This is a genomic window from Mycobacterium sp. IS-3022 (assembly GCF_001500065.1).
Classification (GTDB): Bacteria; Actinomycetota; Actinomycetes; order Mycobacteriales; family Mycobacteriaceae; genus Mycobacterium.
The window spans coordinates 1-19,720 of sequence record NZ_LQIN01000050.1 but is presented as its reverse complement, the minus strand read 5'-3'; the positions used below and the strand labels follow the sequence as shown (position 1 = coordinate 19,720).

Annotated in this window: 20 protein-coding genes and 1 rRNA gene; 1 reads left to right on the top strand and 20 read right to left on the bottom strand. The window is 68.3% G+C overall.

Translation table 11 applies throughout. The annotated features are described in order from the left end of the window. Positions 1-40: 40 nt before the first annotated feature. The 8 genes from AU188_RS22775 to AU188_RS22740 form a co-directional block, all read right to left on the bottom strand. On the bottom strand, positions 41-955 hold the full coding sequence (locus AU188_RS22775) for a sulfite exporter TauE/SafE family protein (RefSeq protein WP_059165754.1): 915 nt from the start codon (positions 953-955) through the stop codon (positions 41-43). A 225-nt stretch (positions 956-1,180) separates the two neighbouring features. After that, entirely contained in the window at positions 1,181-1,948 is a 768-nt protein-coding gene (locus tag AU188_RS22770; protein WP_059165753.1) for a sulfite exporter TauE/SafE family protein, read from the bottom strand. Positions 1,949-2,043: 95 nt separating this feature from the next. Beyond that, a complete protein-coding gene (der, locus tag AU188_RS22765; RefSeq protein WP_059165752.1) occupies positions 2,044-3,462 on the bottom strand; it encodes a ribosome biogenesis GTPase Der in 1,419 nt (472 codons plus the stop codon). Then, positions 3,459-4,142, bottom strand: coding sequence for a (d)CMP kinase (gene cmk / locus AU188_RS22760; protein WP_059165751.1), 684 nt, complete (start codon positions 4,140-4,142; stop codon positions 3,459-3,461). Before cmk ends, der begins: the two co-directional genes overlap by 4 nt. After that, positions 4,139-4,882, bottom strand: coding sequence for a pseudouridine synthase (locus tag AU188_RS22755; protein ID WP_059165750.1), 744 nt, complete (start codon positions 4,880-4,882; stop codon positions 4,139-4,141). The genes cmk and AU188_RS22755 overlap by 4 nt, the downstream gene beginning before the upstream one ends. Continuing rightward, positions 4,875-5,513, bottom strand: a complete 639-nt coding sequence (gene scpB / locus AU188_RS22750) for an SMC-Scp complex subunit ScpB (RefSeq protein ID WP_286137654.1) — start codon at positions 5,511-5,513, stop codon at positions 4,875-4,877. The genes AU188_RS22755 and scpB overlap by 8 nt, the downstream gene beginning before the upstream one ends. A gap of 82 nt (positions 5,514-5,595) precedes the next feature. After that, positions 5,596-6,444, bottom strand: coding sequence for a segregation/condensation protein A (locus tag AU188_RS22745; RefSeq protein WP_059165748.1), 849 nt, complete (start codon positions 6,442-6,444; stop codon positions 5,596-5,598). Then, a complete protein-coding gene (locus AU188_RS22740; protein ID WP_059165747.1) occupies positions 6,441-7,313 on the bottom strand; it encodes a ParA family protein in 873 nt (290 codons plus the stop codon). The genes AU188_RS22745 and AU188_RS22740 overlap by 4 nt, the downstream gene beginning before the upstream one ends. Positions 7,314-7,451: 138 nt before the next feature. Here AU188_RS22740 and AU188_RS22735 point away from each other — a divergent pair, with 138 nt between their 5' ends. Further along, on the top strand, positions 7,452-8,213 hold the full coding sequence (locus AU188_RS22735) for an O-methyltransferase (RefSeq protein ID WP_059165746.1): 762 nt from the start codon (positions 7,452-7,454) through the stop codon (positions 8,211-8,213). A gap of 63 nt (positions 8,214-8,276) precedes the next feature. Here the strand turns inward: AU188_RS22735 and xerD are convergent, their stop codons facing one another. The 12 genes from xerD to rrf form a co-directional block, all read right to left on the bottom strand. Next, positions 8,277-9,224: a site-specific tyrosine recombinase XerD gene (gene xerD / locus AU188_RS22730; protein WP_059165745.1), complete on the bottom strand. Its 948-nt coding sequence runs from the start codon at positions 9,222-9,224 to the stop codon at positions 8,277-8,279. Continuing rightward, the gene (locus tag AU188_RS22725; RefSeq protein WP_059165744.1) at positions 9,221-9,841 is read right to left on the bottom strand and encodes an NUDIX domain-containing protein; all 621 of its coding nucleotides are present in this window, start codon (positions 9,839-9,841) and stop codon (positions 9,221-9,223) included. Before AU188_RS22725 ends, xerD begins: the two co-directional genes overlap by 4 nt. Then, the gene (gene pyrG, locus AU188_RS22720) at positions 9,834-11,597 is read right to left on the bottom strand and encodes a CTP synthase (protein ID WP_059165743.1); all 1,764 of its coding nucleotides are present in this window, start codon (positions 11,595-11,597) and stop codon (positions 9,834-9,836) included. Before pyrG ends, AU188_RS22725 begins: the two co-directional genes overlap by 8 nt. 165 nt (positions 11,598-11,762) lie before the next feature. Further along, entirely contained in the window at positions 11,763-12,704 is a 942-nt protein-coding gene (locus AU188_RS22715) for a copper transporter (RefSeq protein WP_059165742.1), read from the bottom strand. A 1-nt stretch (position 12,705) separates the two neighbouring features. Beyond that, complete coding sequence (steA, locus tag AU188_RS22710) at positions 12,706-13,890, bottom strand: putative cytokinetic ring protein SteA (RefSeq protein ID WP_059165741.1); 1,185 nt, start codon at positions 13,888-13,890, stop codon at positions 12,706-12,708. 82 nt (positions 13,891-13,972) lie between these two features. Continuing rightward, entirely contained in the window at positions 13,973-15,745 is a 1,773-nt protein-coding gene (gene recN, locus AU188_RS22705) for a DNA repair protein RecN (RefSeq protein WP_059165740.1), read from the bottom strand. Next, entirely contained in the window at positions 15,745-16,668 is a 924-nt protein-coding gene (locus AU188_RS22700) for an NAD kinase (RefSeq protein ID WP_059165739.1), read from the bottom strand. Before AU188_RS22700 ends, recN begins: the two co-directional genes overlap by 1 nt. Next, positions 16,665-17,474, bottom strand: coding sequence for a TlyA family RNA methyltransferase (locus tag AU188_RS22695; protein ID WP_059165738.1), 810 nt, complete (start codon positions 17,472-17,474; stop codon positions 16,665-16,667). Before AU188_RS22695 ends, AU188_RS22700 begins: the two co-directional genes overlap by 4 nt. 5 nt (positions 17,475-17,479) lie before the next feature. Further along, a complete protein-coding gene (locus AU188_RS22690) occupies positions 17,480-17,665 on the bottom strand; it encodes a hypothetical protein (protein WP_059098670.1) in 186 nt (61 codons plus the stop codon). An 8-nt stretch (positions 17,666-17,673) separates the two neighbouring features. Then, on the bottom strand, positions 17,674-18,696 hold the full coding sequence (locus tag AU188_RS22685) for an HAD-IIA family hydrolase (protein ID WP_059165737.1): 1,023 nt from the start codon (positions 18,694-18,696) through the stop codon (positions 17,674-17,676). A gap of 1 nt (position 18,697) precedes the next feature. Further along, entirely contained in the window at positions 18,698-19,480 is a 783-nt protein-coding gene (locus AU188_RS22680; protein ID WP_082686753.1) for a tetratricopeptide repeat protein, read from the bottom strand. Between the two features lie 102 nt (positions 19,481-19,582). Continuing rightward, positions 19,583-19,697 (bottom strand): 5S ribosomal RNA (rrf, locus tag AU188_RS22675). Between the last annotated feature and the right edge of the window lie 23 nt (positions 19,698-19,720).

Sequence of the window (19,720 nt, the reverse complement as noted above, 5' to 3'; positions counted from 1 at the left end):
CCCAATGCCGCGGTCCCAACCGCCGCATCCTGGCCGCGATCTAGGGGCCAACGCTGGCGGTGGTCGCCGCCTCGGCCCCCACCGATTCCGGCTGCGGTCCCCGCCGATACCGCCACGCCACGTAAAGCGCCGTGGCCCAAGCGATGACGATCAAGCTGTAAACGGCCGTCGACCACGGCCAGTGAATACCGAAGTAGTGCACCAGCTTCTGGCTGTTGGTCAGCACGATGACCCCGCCGACGGCCGTCCCCAGCAACGCCGGCCGGATCCGGCTGACCAGCCAGGCCGCGAACGGCGCCGCGATGACACCACCGACCGCGAGTCCGAGGACCACCGGCAGATTCTCGACGAACTCCTCGCGCAGACCGATACCGAAACCCACCGAGGCCGACGCCGCGACCAGGAATTCCGAGGCACTCACCGAACCGATCACCGTCCGCGGTGCGGTCTTGCCCCGCGACAGCAGCGTGCTCGTCGTCACCGGGCCCCACCCGCCGCCACCGGACGCGTCGATGAACCCGCCGAACAACCCAAGCGGACTGAGGAACTTCGCCGAATGCGGCGTCTCACCGTGGCGCAGCACCGGGGGGTGACGCAGCGAGAAGCGCAGCAGCACGTAGGCCCCGATCACCACGAGGATGCCCGCCATCAGCGGGGCCGCGTGTTCCGTCGACAGCGAGGACAGCACCGTTGCGCCGGCGAATGCGCCGATGGCACCGGGCCCGCCCAGCTTCAACACGATCGGCCAGTCGATGTTCTTGAACCGCCAATGCGACAACCCGGACGCCAACGTGGTGCCGACCTCGGCCAGGTGCACGGCGGCGCTGGCCTGGGCCGCGCCCAGACCGCTGAGCACCAGCAGCGTCGAAGCGGTGACGCCGAAGGCCATGCCCAGGGCGCCGTCGACCAACTGGGCGCCGACCCCGACGAGCGTGAAGATGAGAAGCGAACGCATACGTTCGGCTGCTTTCGGAAGTGGTCACCGGGCTGAGGGCGACCAGACGGACAGTGGGCGCGGATCAGATGCGCGCGCGACACCACTCGTCGAAGGCGATGACCCGCCGCGAGGGCCAGAACGGCTCCAGCGCGCAGAGGGCAGACGGCGCGGTGCGGAATCGGCGTTCGGCCACCCGGCTCCCCTCTCTGGTCAAGCGGTTCGGCGTAACCTTACCTAACTCGTCTAGACGGTCAGCAATCGATACAGCCCGATCATTCCCACGACCAAGATCACCGCCCGCAACGCGTTGGGCGAAAGTCGGCGTCCGTAGTGCGCACCGAGGAAGCCGCCGATCAACGAACCCGCTGCGATCAGGCCCGCCGCCGGCCAGCTGACCCGGTCGAACGCGACCACCGCATACGCCACCGCGGCCACCACGTTGACCACCAGTGAGAGCAGGTTCTTGGCGGCGTTCATCCGCTGCATGTCCTCGGGCAGCAAGGTGCCCATCGCGGCGATCAGCATGATGCCCTGCGCCGCGGTGAAGTAGCCGCCGTAGATCCCGATGGCGAACGTCGCCACGACGACAGCCGCCAACCGCCCCCGCGACACATGTTCGGCGGATTGTCCGGCCGCCTCGGCTCGGCGTCGCGCATACGCCTGCACCCGCGGACCGACCACCACCAGAATCAACGCCAGGACCAGCAGCACCGGCACCACCTGGGCGAACACCGTCTCCGGCAGGTGCAGCAGCAGCCACGCCCCCACCCCGGCACCCACGAACGATGCCGGGATCTGCCAGGCGAGGCGTTTCCACTGGCCCCGCAATTCGCGGCGGTAACCCCAGGTTCCCGACACCCCACCGGCCACCAGGCCGATGGCGTTCGACATGGTCGACGTGACCGGCGGATAGCCCAGCGCGACCAGGGTCGGGAACGTGATCAGCGTGCCGGAGCCCACGAGCGTGTTGATTGCGCCCGCTCCGAGGCCGGCCAACGCGATCACCACCATGTCGACGACGGGCACCAGAGGAACGCTAGTCGCCGCGATTTGTGGAGCGGCAGCGGCGCCTATCGCCGCTCAAACTCCACAAATCACCGTAAGAATCACCGTGAGCGAGACCCCCGCTTCTCCCGCACGCGGACGTTGATGCGGATCGGGCTGCCTTCGAAGCCGAACGCCTCGCGCAGCCGTCGCTCCAGGAACCGCCGGTACCCCGCCTCGAGAAACCCGGATGTGAACAGCACGAACGTCGGCGGTCGGACGGTCGCCTGGGTGGCGAACAGGATTCGCGGCTGCTTGCCTCCGCGGACCGGCGGTGGGTGCGCCGCGACGACCTCCTTGAGGAACGTGTTCAGCCGCCCCGTCGGCACCCGGGTATCCCACGACGCCAAAGACTTCTCCAGCGCGGGCACCAGTTTCTGTACCGCGCGCCCGGTCTTGGCCGAGATGTTGACCCGCGGTGCCCACTGCAGTTGCACGAGTTCGCGGTCGATCTCGCGGTCCAGCAGGTAGCGACGGTCCTCATCGACGAGATCCCACTTGTTGAAGGCCAGCACCAGCGCCCGGCCCGCCTCGATCACCATCGACAACACCCGCTGGTCCTGCTCGGTCAGCGGCTGCGATGCGTCGATCAACACGATCGCCACTTCGGCGGCGTCGATCGCGCCGTGCGTTCGCACCGACGCGTAGAACTCGTGCCCGCTGGCTTGGCCGACCTTGCGGCGCAGTCCGGCGGTGTCAACGAATCGCCAGAGCTTGCCTTCCATTTCGATCAGCGAGTCGACCGGATCGACCGTGGTGCCTGCCACGTCGTGGACTACCGACCGCTCGTCACCGGCGAGCCGGTTCAGCAGTGAGCTCTTGCCCACATTCGGCTTGCCCACCAACGCAACTCGCCTCGGGCCACCGCCGCCTGAGGCCATCTCCGACACTGCCGGCAGCGAGTCGACCACGCCGTCGAGCAGGTCGGCCACCCCGCGTCCGTGCATCGCGCTGATCGGATGTGGCTCCCCTAGCCCCAACGACCACAGCGCGGCCGCGTCGGCCTCGCCGCGTTCACTGTCGACCTTGTTCGCCGCGAGGAACACCGGCTTACCCGAGCGCTGCAGCAGTTTCGCGGCCGCCTCGTCGGCGGTGGTCGCGCCGACCACCGCGTCGACCACAAAGATGATCGCGTCGGCGGTGCGCATCGCAACCGACGCCTGCTCGGCCACCAGCTGTTGCAGGCCTTTCGCGTCGGGCTCCCAGCCTCCGGTGTCCTGCAAGACGAAGCGTCGGCCCGACCACAGCGCGTCATAGGACACCCGATCCCGGGTCACCCCCGGCACGTCCTGCACGACGGCCTCGCGGCGGCCCAGGATCCGGTTCACCAACGTCGACTTGCCGACGTTCGGCCGCCCGACGACGGCAACCACCGGCGGCGGTGCGGCAGCCTCTTCGATCGCTTCGGCGATGTCTTGCTCTGAATCCTGTGCCCAACGCTCCCAATCGGTTTCGTCGGACCAGGTGCCGTCGTCACTCATCGCTGCGCTCCCGCTCGCTCCAACACGAGCCGCTTCAAGTGCTCGATCACCTCAGGTTGCGTCATCGCGCTGGTGTCGACCACCACCGCATCGTCGGCGGGCCGTAGCGGTGACACCGCGCGCGTCGAGTCCAGATGGTCCCGCCGCTTGACATCGGCCAGCACCGCCTCGTAGTCATCGGCAAGGCCGGTCGTCTTGTTCTGCTCGTTGCGCCGCCGCGCGCGCTCTTCTGCCGATGCGGTCAGGAAGATCTTGACGTCCGCATCCGGCAGCACCACCGTGCCGATGTCGCGGCCCTCGACAACCACGCTGCCCTCACCTGCGGCCAGCGTGCGCTGCACATCGACGAGCCGGGTGCGCACCGCGGGCACCGCGGAAACCGCAGAGACGGCTTTCGTCACCGCGTCGCCGCGGATCTCCGTTGAAACGTCTTCTCCGTCAAGGTAAGAGCAGTCCTCATCGGGGTCGTACCCGACGGCCAGCTCGGCGGCCGCGGCGGTCGCGGCGACCGCATCAGCGTCCGCCAGATCGACGCCAGCGCGCAGCACCGCTAGCGTGACGATCCGGTACATCGCGCCGGTGTCCAGGTAACGCGCTTGCAGCGCACGTGCCAATCCCCGTGACACCGTTGACTTTCCGGTTCCGGCTGGCCCGTCGACAGCGACCACCAGATCCGTCACAGGCCGACCGCCTGGTACAGCTCGCCCAGCTCCTTTTGCGTCAGCACCCGGATGCTGCCCGGCCGCTGATCGCCCAACGCGACCGTCCCGATCTCGGTCCGCACCAGCTCCTGCACCGGATAGCCGACCGCCGCGAGCATCCGTCGCACGATCCGCTTGCGACCCTCGTGCAAGGTCACCCGGACGAGCGTCTTGCCGGGAACCTTGTCGACGACCGCGAAATCGTCGACGCGGGCGGGACCGTCGTCGAGTTCGACACCGTTTCGCAGCTCGCGGCCCAACCCACGCGGCACGGCGCCCAGCACGGTGGCCAGGTAGGTCTTGGGCACTTCGAACGACGGGTGCATCAGCCGGTGGGCCAGCTCGCCGTCGTTGGTCAGCAACATCAACCCCTCGGTGTCGGCATCGAGCCGGCCGACGTGAAACAGCTTCTTGTTTCCCCGGACCCGGTGCTCGACCAGATCGCCGATGCAGGGCCTACCCCGGTCGTCGGACATCGTCGAATGCATGCCCTTGGGCTTGTTGATCGCCAGGTGCACCAGCGTGTCGTCGAGCGTCACCCGCGCCCCGTCGACCCGGATCACCGACACCGCCGGATCGACGCGGCTGCCCAGCTCGGTGACGATCCGGTCGTCGACCTCGACACGGCCGTCCCTGATCATCTTCTCGGCCACTCGGCGCGATGCTATTCCGGCCTGCGACAACACTTTCTGCAGCCGTACGCCGTTGGATTCAGCCATTCGTATCGGTGTCCACATCGAAGGACAGCGGCTGCTCGGGCGCCGGGGCACCGCTGAGTTTGATGAAACGTGGGTCCTCGTCGAGTGTTTCACTGAGGTCGTCGATCACGTCGACGTCGGGCAGCAGCGGTGCGATGTCGGGCAGATCGGCCAGCGACGACAACCCCAGCCGCTCGAGGAAGAGCTCGGTGGTCGCGAACGTCACTGCGCCCGAGTCGGGATCGGTGCCCGCCTCGGTGATCAGGCCGCGCGCCATCAGCGTGCGCATCACCGCGTCGACGTTGACGCCCCGCACCGCGCTCACCCGGGCGCGGGTCACCGGCTGCCGGTAGGCGACCACGGCCAGCGTCTCCAGCGCCGCCCGGGTCAGCTTGGAGCGCGCCCCGTCGAGCAGCAGTCGCTCCACGTACGGCGCGTAGCGCGACCGCGTGTACATCCGCCAGCCACCGCCCGCCTCGCGCAGGTCGATGCCACTGCCGCGGTCGGCGAACTCCTGCGCCATCGCGGCCAGCTTGGCCGCCACCCGGTACGGCGGCTGCTCGACCACCGAAGCGAGTTGCTCGACGGTCGCCGGGGTGTCGACCACCAGCAGCAGCGCCTCGAGCACCGCGCCCAGTTCCGAGTCCTCCATCTCGGGCGGCTCGGCGACGTCGATGCCCAGGCCCTCGGGGTCGAGGTCCGTCGTGGCCTCGTGGAGGTTGTCGGGGTCTTCCCTATCCATACTGATCTTCTTCCACCGCCAGGTGTTGGTGCGTCGGCCGCTCACCGGTCCACGAAATCTGCAGCACACCAAGCGGTTCAGGTTGTTCGAATGCTACCGCTCGGGCGCGGTAGAGCTCGAGCAGCGCCAGAAACCGCCCGACGATCTCGATCGGCGCCTCACAGTCGGCCACCAGATCCCCGAAGGACGCCCACCGGCCGATCCCGCGGCTCTCCAGCAGTGCCATCAGGTTACCGATCTGCTCGGGCACCGACACTGCCGCGTGGTGGAGATGGTCGGTGCTCACCGTCGGCACGGGCCTGGGCGTGAACGCGGTCGCGGCGATCTGCGCGAAAGCCTGTGCATCGACGCCGATCATCACCTCGGGCAACAGTTCGGAGTAGCGGTCCTCCAACGCGACTGAGCGCGGGTAGCTGCGCAGCGCCGCGGCCTCCAACTCGGCGAACATCTCCGCCACATGTTTGAACGCGCGGTATTGAAGTAGCCGGGCGAACAGCAGATCGCGCACCTCGAGCAGGGCGAGGTCATCTTCGTCGTGCACCTCGCCGGCGGGCAGCAGCCGGGCGGCTTTGAGATCGAGCAGCGTCGCCGCGATCACCAGGAACGCGGTGGTCTCGTCGAGTTCCAACTCGGGCCCGATCGCCTTGGTGTAGGCGATGAAGTCGTCGGTCACCCGGTGCAACGCCACCTCGGTGACGTCGAGGCGGTGCGCGAAGATCAACTGCAGCAGCAGGTCGAACGGGCCCTCGAAATTGCTGAGCCGAACCTGGAATCCGGACGGCGAAGATTCGTCGGAATCCGGGTTTGCCGCTGTTCCGGTCTCCGTCACCGGGTCATTCACGCGCCGAACCGGGCGATGACCTCGCGAGCCAACGATCGATACCCTTGCGCCCCAGCGGATTTCGGCGCCCATGTGGTGATCGGCTCACCGGCGACGCTGGTCTCGGGGAACCGTACGGTGCGTGTGATGACGGTGTCGAACACCAGGTCGCCGAAGCGCTCCACAACTCGGGCCATCACTTCCCGGGAGTTTACGGTGCGCGGGTCGTAGCGGGTGATCAGGATGCCGCTGATCGACAGCTTCGGATTCAGCCTGTCGTGCACCTTGTCGACGGTGTCGGTGAGCAGCGCCAGCCCGCGCAGCGAAAAGAACTCGCACTCGGTCGGGATGATCACACCGTCGCTGCACGCCAGGCCGTTCACGGTGAGCAGCCCCAGCGACGGCTGGCAATCGATCAGCACGTAGTCGTAACGGTCCAACACCGGGTACAGCGCGCGGGCCAGCGACTGTTCGCGGCCGACCTCGTTGACCAGCTGGATCTCCGCTGCCGACAGGTCGATGTTGCTCGGCACCAGATCCAAGTTCTTGACCCGCGTCTTGATCAGCACGTCGTCGATCGACACCCGCGGCTCGACCAGCAGGTTGTGCACTGTGTGCTCGAGCTCGTAGTGAGGCACCCCCAGCCCCGCGGACAGCGCGCCCTGCGGGTCGAGATCCACCAGCAGCACCCGGCGGCCGTACTCGGCGAGGCTGGCACCCAGGTTGATCGTCGACGTGGTCTTGCCGACCCCGCCCTTCTGGTTGCACATCGCGATGACCTTGGCCGGGCCATGGGCCGTCTTCGGCTGCGGTTCGGGAATGTCCCGCGGTGGACGGCCGGTCAGGCTGGGTGTTTCGGGCGTGCCGCCCTGTGCTCCGTCGTCGCTCATGCCCGACCGTCGCTGGTCAGGCAATTCACAGACATGGCGGACATCCGGGCAAGTTTAACGGCAGGAACGTGCCAGGTCAGCCAGACCCGCGGGCAACTTCGGAGCCGATCGGGCCGCCTCGCGGCTTAGGGTGACGTCATGGGTCTCAAGCAACGCATGCCGCTGCTGCGGTGGTCAGTCCTGCGGATGGCAGTGGGCGCCCGCAACATCTTCACGACCGGCCAGATCGGCGACGGCCGGGAGGCGGCTGCTCGCGACTATGTGCTGGCCAACGCGAGGCAGGGCGACATCGACGACGTCATCGCCAAGATCGACCAGTACGCCTATGAGAAGTCGTTCCTGATCAACGTCGGCGACGAGAAAGGCGCAATCCTCGACGCCGCAGTCCGGCGCGCGGACCCGCGCCTGGTGCTCGAGCTCGGCACGTACTGCGGCTACGGCGCGCTACGGCTGGCCCGGGCGGCGCCTTCGGCGCGGGTCTTCTCGGTCGAACTCGCCGAAGCCAACGCCGATATCGCCCGCCGCATCTGGGCCCACGCCGGAGTGGCCGACCGCGTCACCTGCGTCGTCGGCACCATCGGTGACGGCGGCCGCACCCTCGACGCGCTGGCCGCCGAGCACGGCTTCGGTCCGGGCCTACTCGATGTGCTGTTCCTCGACCACGACAAGGACGCCTACCTGTCCGACCTGCAGAGCATGCTGGACCGCGACTGGCTGCATCGCGGCTCCATCGTGGTGGCCGACAACGTGAAGATCCCCGGGGCGCCGAAGTATCGGGATTACATGCGCCGGCAGCAGGGCAAGCTGTTCGACACCGTCGAACACAAGACGCACGCCGAGTATCAGACGTTGTTGGCCGATCTGGTGCTCGAGTCGGTTTTCCGCGGCGAGCAGACGTAAAGCGCCCGAAAATGTCGCGTTTACGAGGCAGTCTGCGTCTGCTCGCGCAAGGTCGGGCGCGAACTACCGCGCCCGCGGGTGGGCACCGGCCCAGACCTCGCGCAGCGCGTTGACCGTCACCATCGTGTAGATCTGCGTGGTCGTCACCGACGCGTGGCCGAGCAGCTCCTGCACGACGCGGACGTCGGCCCCGCCGTCGAGCAGATGCGTCGCGAAGGAGTGGCGCAGCACGTGCGGGGACACCGCGGCGCTGACGCCGGCCCGCTCGCCGGCGTCCTGCAGAACCTGCCATGCGCTCTGGCGCGACAGCCGTCCGCCCCTGGCGTTGAGAAAGATCGCGGGTGTACCCCGGCCGCGGCGCGCCAGGTCGGGACGCCCCCGGACGAAATAGGCGTCCAGCGCAGTGACGGCGGGCCTGCCGACCGGGACCAGCCGGTGTTTGCCGCCCTTGCCGCGCAGCAGCACCGACCGCGCGTGGGTGTCGACGTCGTCGATGTCGAGTCCGACCGCTTCGGAGATCCTGGCGCCCGTCGAGTACAGCAGTTCCAGCAGTGCCCGGTTGCGCAGCGTCAGCGGGTTGTCGGCCTCGCTGTCGCCGCCCGCACCTTCGAGCAGCGCCAGCACCTCGTCGATCGTCAAACTCTTGGGCAGCCGCCTGCTCGGCGTCGGCGGTTTGACCGCCGACGCGACGTTGAGTTCGGTGAGTCCTTCGGCGGCCGCGAAGCGGTGCAGTCCGCGCACCGCGATCAGCGCGCGCGCCGCCGAAACCGCCGACAGCGGTGCGGTGCCCGCCGCCGTGTCACCGCGGCGCAGTGCGACCAGGAATTCGCTGACGTCGGTCTCGACCACTTTGCTCAGGTCGTCGATACCGCGCGCGGTCAGGTGTTCGGTGTAGCGGCGCAAATCGCGACGGTAGGAACTCAACGTGTTGGCGGCCACGCCGCGTTCGATGGTCAGGTGGTCGAGATAACCCTGCACCTGACCGTCGAGCGCGGTCGCAAAGGTGGTCACGGATGCCCTTTCCGGCGGCCGAACGCGGTCGGCCGGTCGGGCCACGGCGCGTCGACGGGCCGCAGCGCCGCCCGATCACTGATGGCGTGCGCGGCCAAAATACCGCCCACCGCAAGGGAATTGACTATCTCCCCGGCCAGCACCATGCGCACCGCCTCGTCGAGCGGATACCACCGCAGCGTCAGATCCGCTTCCTCGTCTCGGCCTTTGGGGCGCCCGACGTCGGTGAGGCCGGTGGCCAGATACACCCGCACACTTTCGTCGCTGAAGCCCGGCGCCGAAATCAGGTCGACGAGCACGCACCAGTCGGTGGCCGACAGACCGGCCTCTTCCTCGAGTTCCCGCGCGGCGGTGATATGGGGCGGTTCACCGCCGAGGTCGAGCAGGCCGGCGGGCAGCTCCCACAGCCGCCGCCCCAGCGGGTGGCGGTACTGGTGCACCAGCGCGATGTTGCGGTCGTCGTCCATCGCGAGAACGGCAACGGCGCCGTAGTGTTCGACCACCTCACGGCGGGCGGTGTGGCCGCCGGGCATGCGGACCTCGTCCGCGCGCAACGCGAAGATGTTTCCGACGTACAGGGTTTCGGAGGAGACCGTCTCGAAGTCGTGGTCAGCCACGGGTCGCGGGCTCTTGCAGCAGTGCCCCGACTTCGTCGGCATGTTCGACTCCGTTGGGCCGCTGCCCGGAGATGTCCATGCCGGGAAGTCGCTCCTCCGCCTTGTAGTCGAGCGCTGCCCCGACGAACGCGACGAACAACGGATGCGGCCGGGTGGGTCTGCTTTTCAGTTCGGGGTGCGCCTGGGTGCCGACGATGAACGGATGCACATCGGACGAGTACTCGACGAACTCGACGAGGTGACCGTCCGGCGACGTCCCAGAGAACCGAAGGCCGCTCTCGGCGATGCGGTCGCGGTATTGATTGTTCACCTCGTAGCGGTGACGGTGCCGTTCGGACACCTCCGTAGCGTCGTATGCCCGCGCCACAATCGAACCCGGCTGCAGCACAGCGGGATATGCACCGAGGCGCATGGTGCCGCCGAGATCCGCGTCGCCTGCGACGGCGTCGCGTTGATCAGCCATGGTGGAGATCACCGGGTCGGGGGTCGCCGGGTCGAACTCCGCGGAGTTGGCCTCGTTGATGCCGACCGAGCGGGCCGCCTCGATCACGATGCACTGCAATCCCAAGCACAGTCCCAGCACCGGCAGGCCGCGCTTACGGGCGTACTGGATCGCGCCGATCTTGCCTTCGATGCCGCGGATGCCGAAGCCGCCGGGGATCAGCACACCGTGCACGTCGGCGAGGGCGGCGGCCGCATCGCCGTCGATCTCGCAGTCGTCGGAGGCCACCCAGCGCATCTCGACCTTGGCCCGGTGCTTGAATCCGCCCGCACGCAACGCCTCGGCCACCGACAGGTAGGCGTCCGACAAGTCGATGTACTTGCCCACCAACGCGATTCGCACGGTTTCATGCGGTTCGTGCACCCGCTGGAGAAGATCGTTCCACTGGGTCCAATCGACGTCGCGGAACGGCAGGTTCAGCCGGCGCACCACGTACGCGTCGAGTTCCTCGCGGTGCAGCACCTTGGGGATGTCATAGATCGACGGCGCGTCGGGGGTTGAGATGACGCCGTCGACGTCGACGTCGCACATCAGCGCGATCTTGTTCTTCAGCGGTTCGGGTACGTCACGGTCGCAGCGCAGGATCAACGCGTCCGGCGTGATACCGATGCTGCGCAGCGCCGCCACCGAATGTTGCGTCGGCTTGGTCTTCAGTTCGCCCGACGGCGCCATGTAGGGCACCAGCGAGCAGTGCAGGAAAAAACAGTTCTCCCGCCCGACCTCGTGACGAACCTGCCGCGCGGCCTCCAGGAACGGCAGCGATTCGATGTCGCCGACCGTGCCGCCGATCTCGGTGATCACGATGTCGGGCCGTCGGCCACTCTCATCGGGCGCCGCCATCGCCAGGATGCGGGCCTTGATCTCGTCGGTGATGTGCGGGATCACCTGCACGGTGTCGCCGAGATATTCGCCACGGCGTTCTTTGGCGATGACCGACGAATACACCTGTCCGGTCGTGACGTTCGCCGAGCCGGAGAGATTGCGGTCGAGGAAGCGTTCGTAGTGTCCGACGTCCAGATCGGTCTCGGCGCCGTCCTCGGTGACGAACACCTCGCCGTGCTGGAACGGGTTCATGGTGCCGGGATCGACGTTGAGGTAGGGGTCGAGCTTCTGCATCGTCACCTGCAGGCCGCGCGCGGTCAACAGCTGCCCGAGACTCGAAGCGGTCAGCCCCTTGCCGAGTGAGGAAACGACGCCGCCCGTGACGAAGAGGTGCTTGGTGGCTGTTTGCGGATGCTTGCGTAACGGCTTCACTTGACCGGCCAAGAGCAACCTCCGTGACGACGGGCAGGGCTTACATTTCTGGGCCGATTCCCAGTTTGGGGCCTGCCGACCCACGGAACCCCACCCTAACACCGACACCGACAAGGCGTCGCTGACGCGCCGTGCGCACGCCTGGAGCTCGGCACGGAGGCGACATCATTGCGGGACGGTGACCGATGCCGACCCCGGGCCGATGCCGTACTGGCCGGGTCGGCCGCCGTTGACCAGGTCGGCCAACGCCAGCACCGCGGTGATGCGACCGGACGCACTGTCGACGTCATCGACGGTGCTCACCGCCGAGCTCAACGCGGAGTCCGAGCGGGCCACGGCGACCGCCGCGGTGCCCGCAGCCGAGCCGTCGCGACCCACCAGCACCGTGCCCGAGCCGTGCGGGGCCAAGCCGCCGGCGAAGCGGGCGACGGTGGCGCCCCGGTTGCCGGCGTCGTCGCTCAGTGCCCCGCCGGTCACGACGAGCGCAGTGTTCGCCGCGCCCACCTGCTGGTCGCCGTAGGTGATGAAGCCGGTGTCGCGCAGGCTCGCGAGCACTGTGGCGCGCTGGGTGTCGTCGACGGCCTGCACCTTCGGGTCCCGGTTGATCAGCAGCGCGATGCCCAGCAGGTCGCCGGCCTGCGAACCCTGATCCACCGACGCGGTGCTCAGCTGCCTTCCGGCCGGCACGATCGGCGAGTTGACCACCGACAGCAACTTCTCGGCGGCGTTGGCGTCGACGAACTGCTGGGTGAGCGCCACGGTGCCGGTGACGGTCCCGCCGGCCTGGCCGACGAGCCGCGTCACTGCATCGATGTCGTCGTCGTCGGCATCGGGGGTACGGAACAACACCACCGACTTGTCGACCAGTGCCTCCCGCACGATGCGCGGGGACATCATCGCATCGAATTCGTCGGCAGCACTGAGTTTTTCGTTGAGCGCGTTCTTCTCCTCGGTGAGCGTGTTGATCTGGTCCTGCAGTCCACGCTTGTCGTCGCGCAGACCCGACAGCACGGTGTTCGACAGCAGTCCGGACCCCAGCGCGACGCCGATTGCGAGGGCGAGAAACACCGCTGCGAGCGAAATCGCGTGTGTGCGTGGTGAAATCATCCTAGGTGACCCAGCCCTGTACCCATAGCGAGAAGCGGTTCCAGTAATCGACGATCCAGTCCAGCAGCGCAGCGTCGGCGCGCGCGACCCACAGTGCGACGATCACCGCGACGAGCACGGCGAGCACCAGCATTGCGATCGCGCCGCCGGACACCCGGCTGCGGTACAGCGTGGCAACGGCTTTGGCGTCGACGAGTTTCTCGCCCACCTTCAAACGCGTCAGGAAAGTGGACGGATTACTCTGCTGGCGGGCGCGGTCGAAGAACTCCTCGATGCTGGCGGTGTGGCCGGCGGTGACGATCAGCGACGCGCCGTGATGGTCGCACAGCAGCAGCGCCAGGTCGGCTGCCGAGCCCGCCGCGGGAAACGTCATCGCTCCGACACCGAGGTCCTGGATCCGCTCCAACCCGGCGGCGTGCCCGTCGGCGTCGGCGGGCAGCACCACCTGCGCCCCGCACCGCAGCACCTCGGCACTCATCTTGTCCGGGTCGCCGACGATGAGTTGCGGCCGGTAGCCGGCCTTGCGCACCACGTCGGCGCCGGTGCCGACGCCGACCAGCACGGGTTGGTACTCCTTGATGAAGGGTTTGAGCGCCTTGAGGTCGACGGCGGCGTCGACGTCCTCGGCGACGATCACCACGTGGCGCCGGTTGAGGTCGACGTCGACGTCGGGAATGCCGATCCCGTCGATCAGCAGTGGGCTCTCACTGCGGATGAACTCGATGGTGTTGCCTGCGAACGCCTCGAGGTGCGCCACCAGGCCACTCTTGGCCTCGTGCATCAATTCATGGATCTCGTGATCGGTCCGCTCGGCCCCCGCCACCAGGCGGCGATCGCCGCTGTAGACGCCGCCTTCGTGCAACCGCACCCGCGCGCCGTCCTTGACCTTCTTGAAGACCTCCTGCCCGGTGTCGTCGATCAGCGTGATGCCGTTGGCCACCAGCACCTCGGGTCCCAGATTCGGGTACCGGCCGGAAATCGAGGGGGAAGCGTTGATCACCCCGGTGACACCCGCTTCGACCAGCGCATCCGCGGTGATCCGGTCCAGATCCAGCGCGTCGATCACAACGATGTCGCCCGGCGTGACGCGTCGCAGCAGCCGGTCGATGTCGCGGTCGACGCGGGCCGTGCCGGTGACGCCCGGCCGTGAGCTGGCATTGCGAGATAGCAGCGCTGACATCTTCATGCGCCGATTTTGTCGAGATCAGGACCCTATCTGTCGGAGGCGCGCCGTATCATCTGCCCCTTTTGTCACATCAGTAACACGGTCAGGGGGCGCCGGCGCGGTCCTTCTGCGCCGCTTCGAGCAGCTCTCGCGCATGGGCACGGCCGCTGTCCGACTCCCCCAGGCCGGCCAGCATTCGCGCCAACTCGGCCACCCGGTCCTCATCGTCGAGTCGGCGCACCTCGCTGGCGTGGTTCTTGCCGCCATTCCTCCCGCCACTGTCGACGACGAGGTGGACGTCGGCGTAGGCGGCGACCTGAGGCAGGTGGGTTACGACGATGACCTGGTGGGTGCGGGCCAACCGGGCCAGCCGACGGCCGATCTGCACCGCCGCGCGCCCGCCGACCCCCGCGTCGACCTCGTCGAACACCATCGTGGTGCCCTCGGCGGAGGCGGCCAGCACCACCTCGAGGGCCAGCATTACGCGGGAGAGCTCACCGCCCGACGCGCTCTTGTTCAGGGGCAGCACCTCGGTGCCGCGGTGCGCCGCGAAGCCGAACTCGACACTGTCGACGCCGTCGCGGCCTGCGTGCACGATGTCCCCGGACGGCAGTGTCATCGGCGCGGAGTCGTCGGCCTTGGCGGTCAGCGCGCTCACCGCCACCGTGAAGTCGGCGTCGGCCATCGCCAAGCCCGCCAGTTCGGCCGTCACCGCCTTGGCCAAACCCTTGGCCGCTTTCGTTCTGGCCCTGGTCAGTTCGGCCGCCGACGAGACGACATTGCTACGCAGCTCCTCGACGCGGGCGTCCAGTGCGGCCAGCGCCTCCTCCGAGACGTCGAGTTGCGCGAGCCGATCGCGCGACTCATTGGCCCAGTCGAGCACGCCGTCGATGTCGGCGGCATATTTTCGGGTGAGGGCGCGCAGCTCGGCCTGGCGGGCCAGCTTGGCCTCCAGGGCGCTGGCGTCGATGGGCAGTCCGGACAGGAAGGTACTCAACTCGCTGCTGACGCTGGCGATCACGGCCAGCGCCTCGGAGAGCTGTTCGGCGAGCGCAGTCAGCGCGGTGTCGCCGGTGGCCTCCAGCGCCGACTTCGCCTGTGCGACAGCATGAGTCGCCGAAATGATGTCGGGTGACGGGTCGTCCGGCCCGGCTAGCGCCGCTCGCGCGACATGGGCCGCCTCACGCAGCGCGTCGAGTTCGGAGAGCCGCCGAATGTCGTCGACGAGCGCGGCATCCTCACCGGGTTGCGGTGCGACCGCGTCGATTTCATTGAGCCCGAACTTGAGCCGGTCGGCCTCCTGCGCCAACTCCCGTGCTCGCTGTCTACGGTCGAGGAGATCCCGACGTGCGGCCAACCAGTCGTCGCGCGCCCTGCGGTACCGCTTCAGCGGCGTATCGACGTCGGCGAACCGGTCCAGCGCCGCGCGCTGTTCGTCAGGCCGCATCAGTCGCAGCTGATCGTTCTGCCCGTGCAGCGTGAGCAGTTCGGTGGTGAAGCTGCTCAGCGACTTCGCCGGCACGCTGCGGCCGCCGAGGTAGGCGCGCGACGGGCCGTCGCGGCTGACGGAGCGGGCGGCGATGACGCTGCCGTCGTCGTCGCGTTCAGCACCTGAGGAGTCGAGGATCTCGTCGACCAGCGACTGGATGCCGTCGCCGAGTTCTGTTGTCGTGAAACGGCCTTCGACAAGCGCCCGGTTGGCGCCGGACCGCACCCGGGTGGCGTCGGCACGCGCGCCGCCCAGTAGATGCAGGCCGGTGACCACCATCGTCTTGCCCGTGCCGGTCTCGCCCGTCAACACCGTCAGACCGCGGTCGAACTCGGCGGTCGCGGTGCTGATCGCACCCAGTGACTCGATACGGATCTCGGAGAGCACTACTGTCCGCGCCACCCCGTGACCGGCAACCGGAACTTGCGCACGAGGCGGTCGGTGAACGGCGCGCTGTCGAGCCGAACCCACTTCACCGGGGTTCCGCACCGGGTGACCTCGACGCGGCCCCCCGCGGGCACGACCATCTCGCGGCGGCCGTCGCAGAACACCAACGCGTCGTGGCCCCTCGCCTCCACCTCGATAGCGATGGCTGCGTCGGGGCTGGTGACCATCGGCCGGGCGAACAGCGCGTGGGCGTTGTTCGGCACCACCAGGATCGCCTCGAGGTCGGGCCACACGATCGGACCGCCCGCCGAGAACGCCCACGCCGTCGATCCGGTCGGTGTCGCCACCAGCACACCGTCGCAGCCGAAGGACGACACCGGCCGGCCGTCGACCTCGAGGACGGCTCCCAAGACGCCCAGCCGGGGCCCCTTTTCGAGGCTGGCCTCGTTGAGTGCCCATCCCCGGTCGACGATCTTGCCCTCCACGCGCACCACGACATCGAGCGTCATGCGCTCCTCGACGCGGTAGTCGCGGTCGACGACGCGGTCGAGCACTGCGTCGATGGAGTCGGCCTCTGCCTCCGCCAGAAAGCCAATGCGGCCGAGATTGACTCCTAGCACCGGGATTTCGACGTTACGGGCAAGTTCGGCGGCGCGCAGGAAGGTGCCGTCACCGCCGAGGACGAGGACGAGTTCGCAGCTCTCGGCAGCACGTTCCTCGGCGTCGACCACTTCGATCCCCGGCCCGAGCGCGCGCATGTCGTCGGGCGACAGGTGAACCGGGCCGCGGTCGACGGCTTCCGCTGACAGCACTTTGAGCCCGATCCCGTTGTCGCCGAGCACCTTCTGCACTCGCCGGGCCACTTCGCTGGCTTCGTCGCGGCCGGTGTGCACCACCATCAGGATGTTGCGTTCAGCGTTCATCGCGGACCTTCCGCGACCGCGGTGCGCACAGCGCGCTCGAGTTCGCACCCTTGGAGCCCGCTGTCGGCGCCGTAACGCAGGTGCAAGAAGTATTCGACGTTGCCGGACGGGCCGGGCAGCGGGCTCGCTTTCACTGCCACCGGGTGCCAACGCAGTTCCGCGGCCCGGCCCGCCACGGCGAGCACGGCGTCCGTGCGCAGGTCCGGATCTGAGACGACGCCGCCCGCTCCGACGCGCTCCTTACCGACCTCGAACTGCGGTTTCACCATGGGAACGATATCGGCGTCGGGCGATGCGCACGACATCAGCGCCGGCAGCACTGTGGACAGCGAGATGAAGGACAGGTCGGCGACCACCAGGTCGACGGGCCCGCCGATCGCGTCGGCGCTCAGTTCGCGCACGTTGGTGCGTTCCATCACCGTCACCCGGGGATCGGTGCGCAGCACCCAGGCCAGCTGGCCGTAACCCACGTCCGCGGCGATCACCTGACGCGCGCCGCGGTCGAGCAGCACCTCGGTGAAGCCTCCGGTCGATGCGCCGGCGTCCAGGCATCGGCGACCATCCACCACTACATCGAAGGCGTCCAGCGCGCCCACGAGCTTGTGCGCACCGCGCGACACCCAGGCGCGTTCGTCAGCGCCCTCCACGGTGAGGCTGGCCGTGACCGCAACCGCAGTCGCGGGTTTGGCGGCCGGCATGCCGTCGATGCTCACCCGCCCCGCACCGATCAGTTCGGCTGCCTGCTGGCGGGACCGGGCCAGGCCGCGTCGCACCAGCTCGGCGTCGACTCGCGCGCGCCGCGTCACGGCGGTCAGCCTTTCTCGACCGACTCGAGCGCCTGCACGAGCATGTCGTGCGCCTCTTCCAGCCGTGCCGCGAGGACCTCGATGTCGGTGTCGGCCAGGTCCGCAAAACCCGAGCCTTCTTGAGCGGGGTCGGGCAGGTCGGCCAGCAACTCCACGATCCGTGCGCGGATCTGTTCGGGATCGGTACTCATGTCGAGGTTCACGCTAGTCGATTCGGCTCGGCAAGCAGGGACCAGCGCCGCAGGGCCTGCTGCGCGGTGTCGTCACCGGCGGCCACGGTCACCGACCGGCCGTCGAGGCGGGCGTTCCACACCGCGTCGGCGGTCGCGCGCACCACCGACAGTGGGTCGGCGGTTTCGCGGCCGGTGAAGTACACCGTCGCCGCGGACGTGTCGATGTCGATGCGCCAGGCCGGGTGCGGCCCGATGCGCAGTGTGTCCGCCGGCACGTCGAGTGAACGTAGATCGGCGGCGACATAGGTCGGCCGCTGCGATGCCTCCGCTCGGACGAGGTCGCCGGCGGTGCTGACACCGGTGAGCACCAGCAGGCTGAGCAGCCCGGCCGCGTTGGCCCCGGCGATGTCGGTGTCGAGGCGGTCGCCCACCACCAGCGGCGTGTGAAACGTGCCGCGGGCCAACGCGTCGGTGAGCAGGGTGGGCTGGGGCTTACCGGCCACCTGCGGGTCGCGATCGGTGGCCGCGCGGAGGGCCGCCACCATGGCGCCGTTTCCGGGCAGCAGGCCCCGCTCGGACGGCAGGGTCAGGTCGGCGTTGGCCGCCACCCACAGCGCGCCGGCCCGGATCGCCAAGGACGCTTCGGCCAAGTCGGGCCAACCGGTCATCGGTGAGTGACCCTGAACGACGGCGACCGGTCCATCCGACCACTGTCGGACGGGTTTGAGGCCGACGCGGCTGATCTCGGCGGCCAACGCGTCGGTGCCGACGACGAGAACGATTGCACCGGGCGGCAATTGGCTGGCCAGAAGGTTCGCAGCACTTTGCGCACTGGTGACGATGTCCTCGGGCGTGGCGGCGAAACCCAGCGCGTGCAGGTGCTGGGCGACTTCGGCCGGCTCCCGCGACGCGTTGTTGGTGACGTAGAGAGTGCGCGCGCTGACGGTGGCCAGTGTCTCGACCGCACCCGCGGTGGCCTCGTGACCGCGGAACACGGTGCCGTCGAGATCCATTAGGAGGCAGTCATGTTCGCGCGCGAGAGTGCTCACGTCAGGACAGCTCCGTGATGCGCTCTTCGGCATCGGTCACACCGTCGATATCGGCGGCGGCAGCCTTGATGAACCACTGCAGCGCATCCTCGTTGCGCCCCAAGGCGAGAAGCGTCTCGGCGTAGACGTAGAACAGGCGGGCCGCGGTTTGTCCGGTGCGCGCCGGATCCAGTTGCGGTGTCGAAAGGAGCGCCAGGGCTTGCTCGTGCTGGCCGAGGTCTGACCGCGCGCCGGCCACGACGATCCGCAGCTCGTCGGCGTCGTCACCGGTGAGTTGTGCGGCCTCGGGACTGCGGGCCAGTTCGATCGCCCGCTCCGGGCGTCCGACGCCGCGTTCACAGTCGGCGATCAGCGCCAACAGCGAAGACCTGCTACCCATGCGGCGCGCGGCACGCAGTTCGGCGAGTGCTTGGGCCCAGTCGCCGCAGTGGTAGGCGGCGATTCCGACGGCTTCGCGTACCGCGGGGATGCGGGCGGCACGGGACCGGGCGGCGCGGGCATGCTCGAGCGCCGCCTGCGGGTCCTCGTCGATGAGCTGGCCGACGGCCACCAGGTGGCGGGCCACGAAGTCGGCGGTGGGACGGTCCAAGGTGGTGAGCTCGCCACGGACATCGGGTGCGAGTTGTCTGGCTTCGATGCCTTCGGGTAACGGCGGACCCGAGGGCTGACGCGCGTCGTCGTCGGGTCTGGGCTGCGACCGCCGCGCCCGGTTTGGGCCCGAGCTGCGCGGGGCCGAACGTTGCGGACGGCGCCCGTTGTCGCCGCCTCTCCTGTTCTCAGCCACGTATGCCTTTCTACCCGATGCACGATACCGCGAGAATACGTATTCGGTTGTCGTGAAATAGAATTACCCCCCACGCAATCGTGGGGGGTAATCCTAATTTGTGTTCGGCGGTGTCCTACTTTTCCGCCCGGGTTGGGCAGTATCATTGGCGCTGGCAGGCTTGGCTTCCGGGTTCGGGATGGGTCCGGGCGTTTCCCTGCCGCTATTGACCGCCGTAACTCTATTCACTTTTTTGAGTGT

Bases quoted from the DNA above. Each gene is read 5' to 3' on its own strand.
- AU188_RS22690 (WP_059098670.1), bottom strand. From the start codon at position 17,665: ATGAGTACCGATCCCGAACAGATCCGCGCACGGATCGTGGAGTTGCTG.
- AU188_RS22700 (WP_059165739.1), bottom strand. From the start codon at position 16,668: ATGAACGCTGAACGCAACATCCTGATGGTGGTGCACACCGGCCGCGAC.
- steA (WP_059165741.1), bottom strand. From the start codon at position 13,890: ATGAAGATGTCAGCGCTGCTATCTCGCAATGCCAGCTCACGGCCGGGC.
- AU188_RS22715 (WP_059165742.1), bottom strand. From the start codon at position 12,704: ATGATTTCACCACGCACACACGCGATTTCGCTCGCAGCGGTGTTTCTC.
- AU188_RS22770 (WP_059165753.1), bottom strand. From the start codon at position 1,948: ATGGTGGTGATCGCGTTGGCCGGCCTCGGAGCGGGCGCAATCAACACG.
- AU188_RS22740 (WP_059165747.1), bottom strand. From the start codon at position 7,313: ATGAGCGACGACGGAGCACAGGGCGGCACGCCCGAAACACCCAGCCTG.
- AU188_RS22735 (WP_059165746.1), top strand. From the start codon at position 7,452: ATGGGTCTCAAGCAACGCATGCCGCTGCTGCGGTGGTCAGTCCTGCGG.
- der (WP_059165752.1), bottom strand. From the start codon at position 3,462: ATGAGTGACGACGGCACCTGGTCCGACGAAACCGATTGGGAGCGTTGG.
- scpB (WP_286137654.1), bottom strand. From the start codon at position 5,513: ATGGAGGACTCGGAACTGGGCGCGGTGCTCGAGGCGCTGCTGCTGGTG.
- AU188_RS22755 (WP_059165750.1), bottom strand. From the start codon at position 4,882: ATGGCTGAATCCAACGGCGTACGGCTGCAGAAAGTGTTGTCGCAGGCC.
- AU188_RS22775 (WP_059165754.1), bottom strand. From the start codon at position 955: ATGCGTTCGCTTCTCATCTTCACGCTCGTCGGGGTCGGCGCCCAGTTG.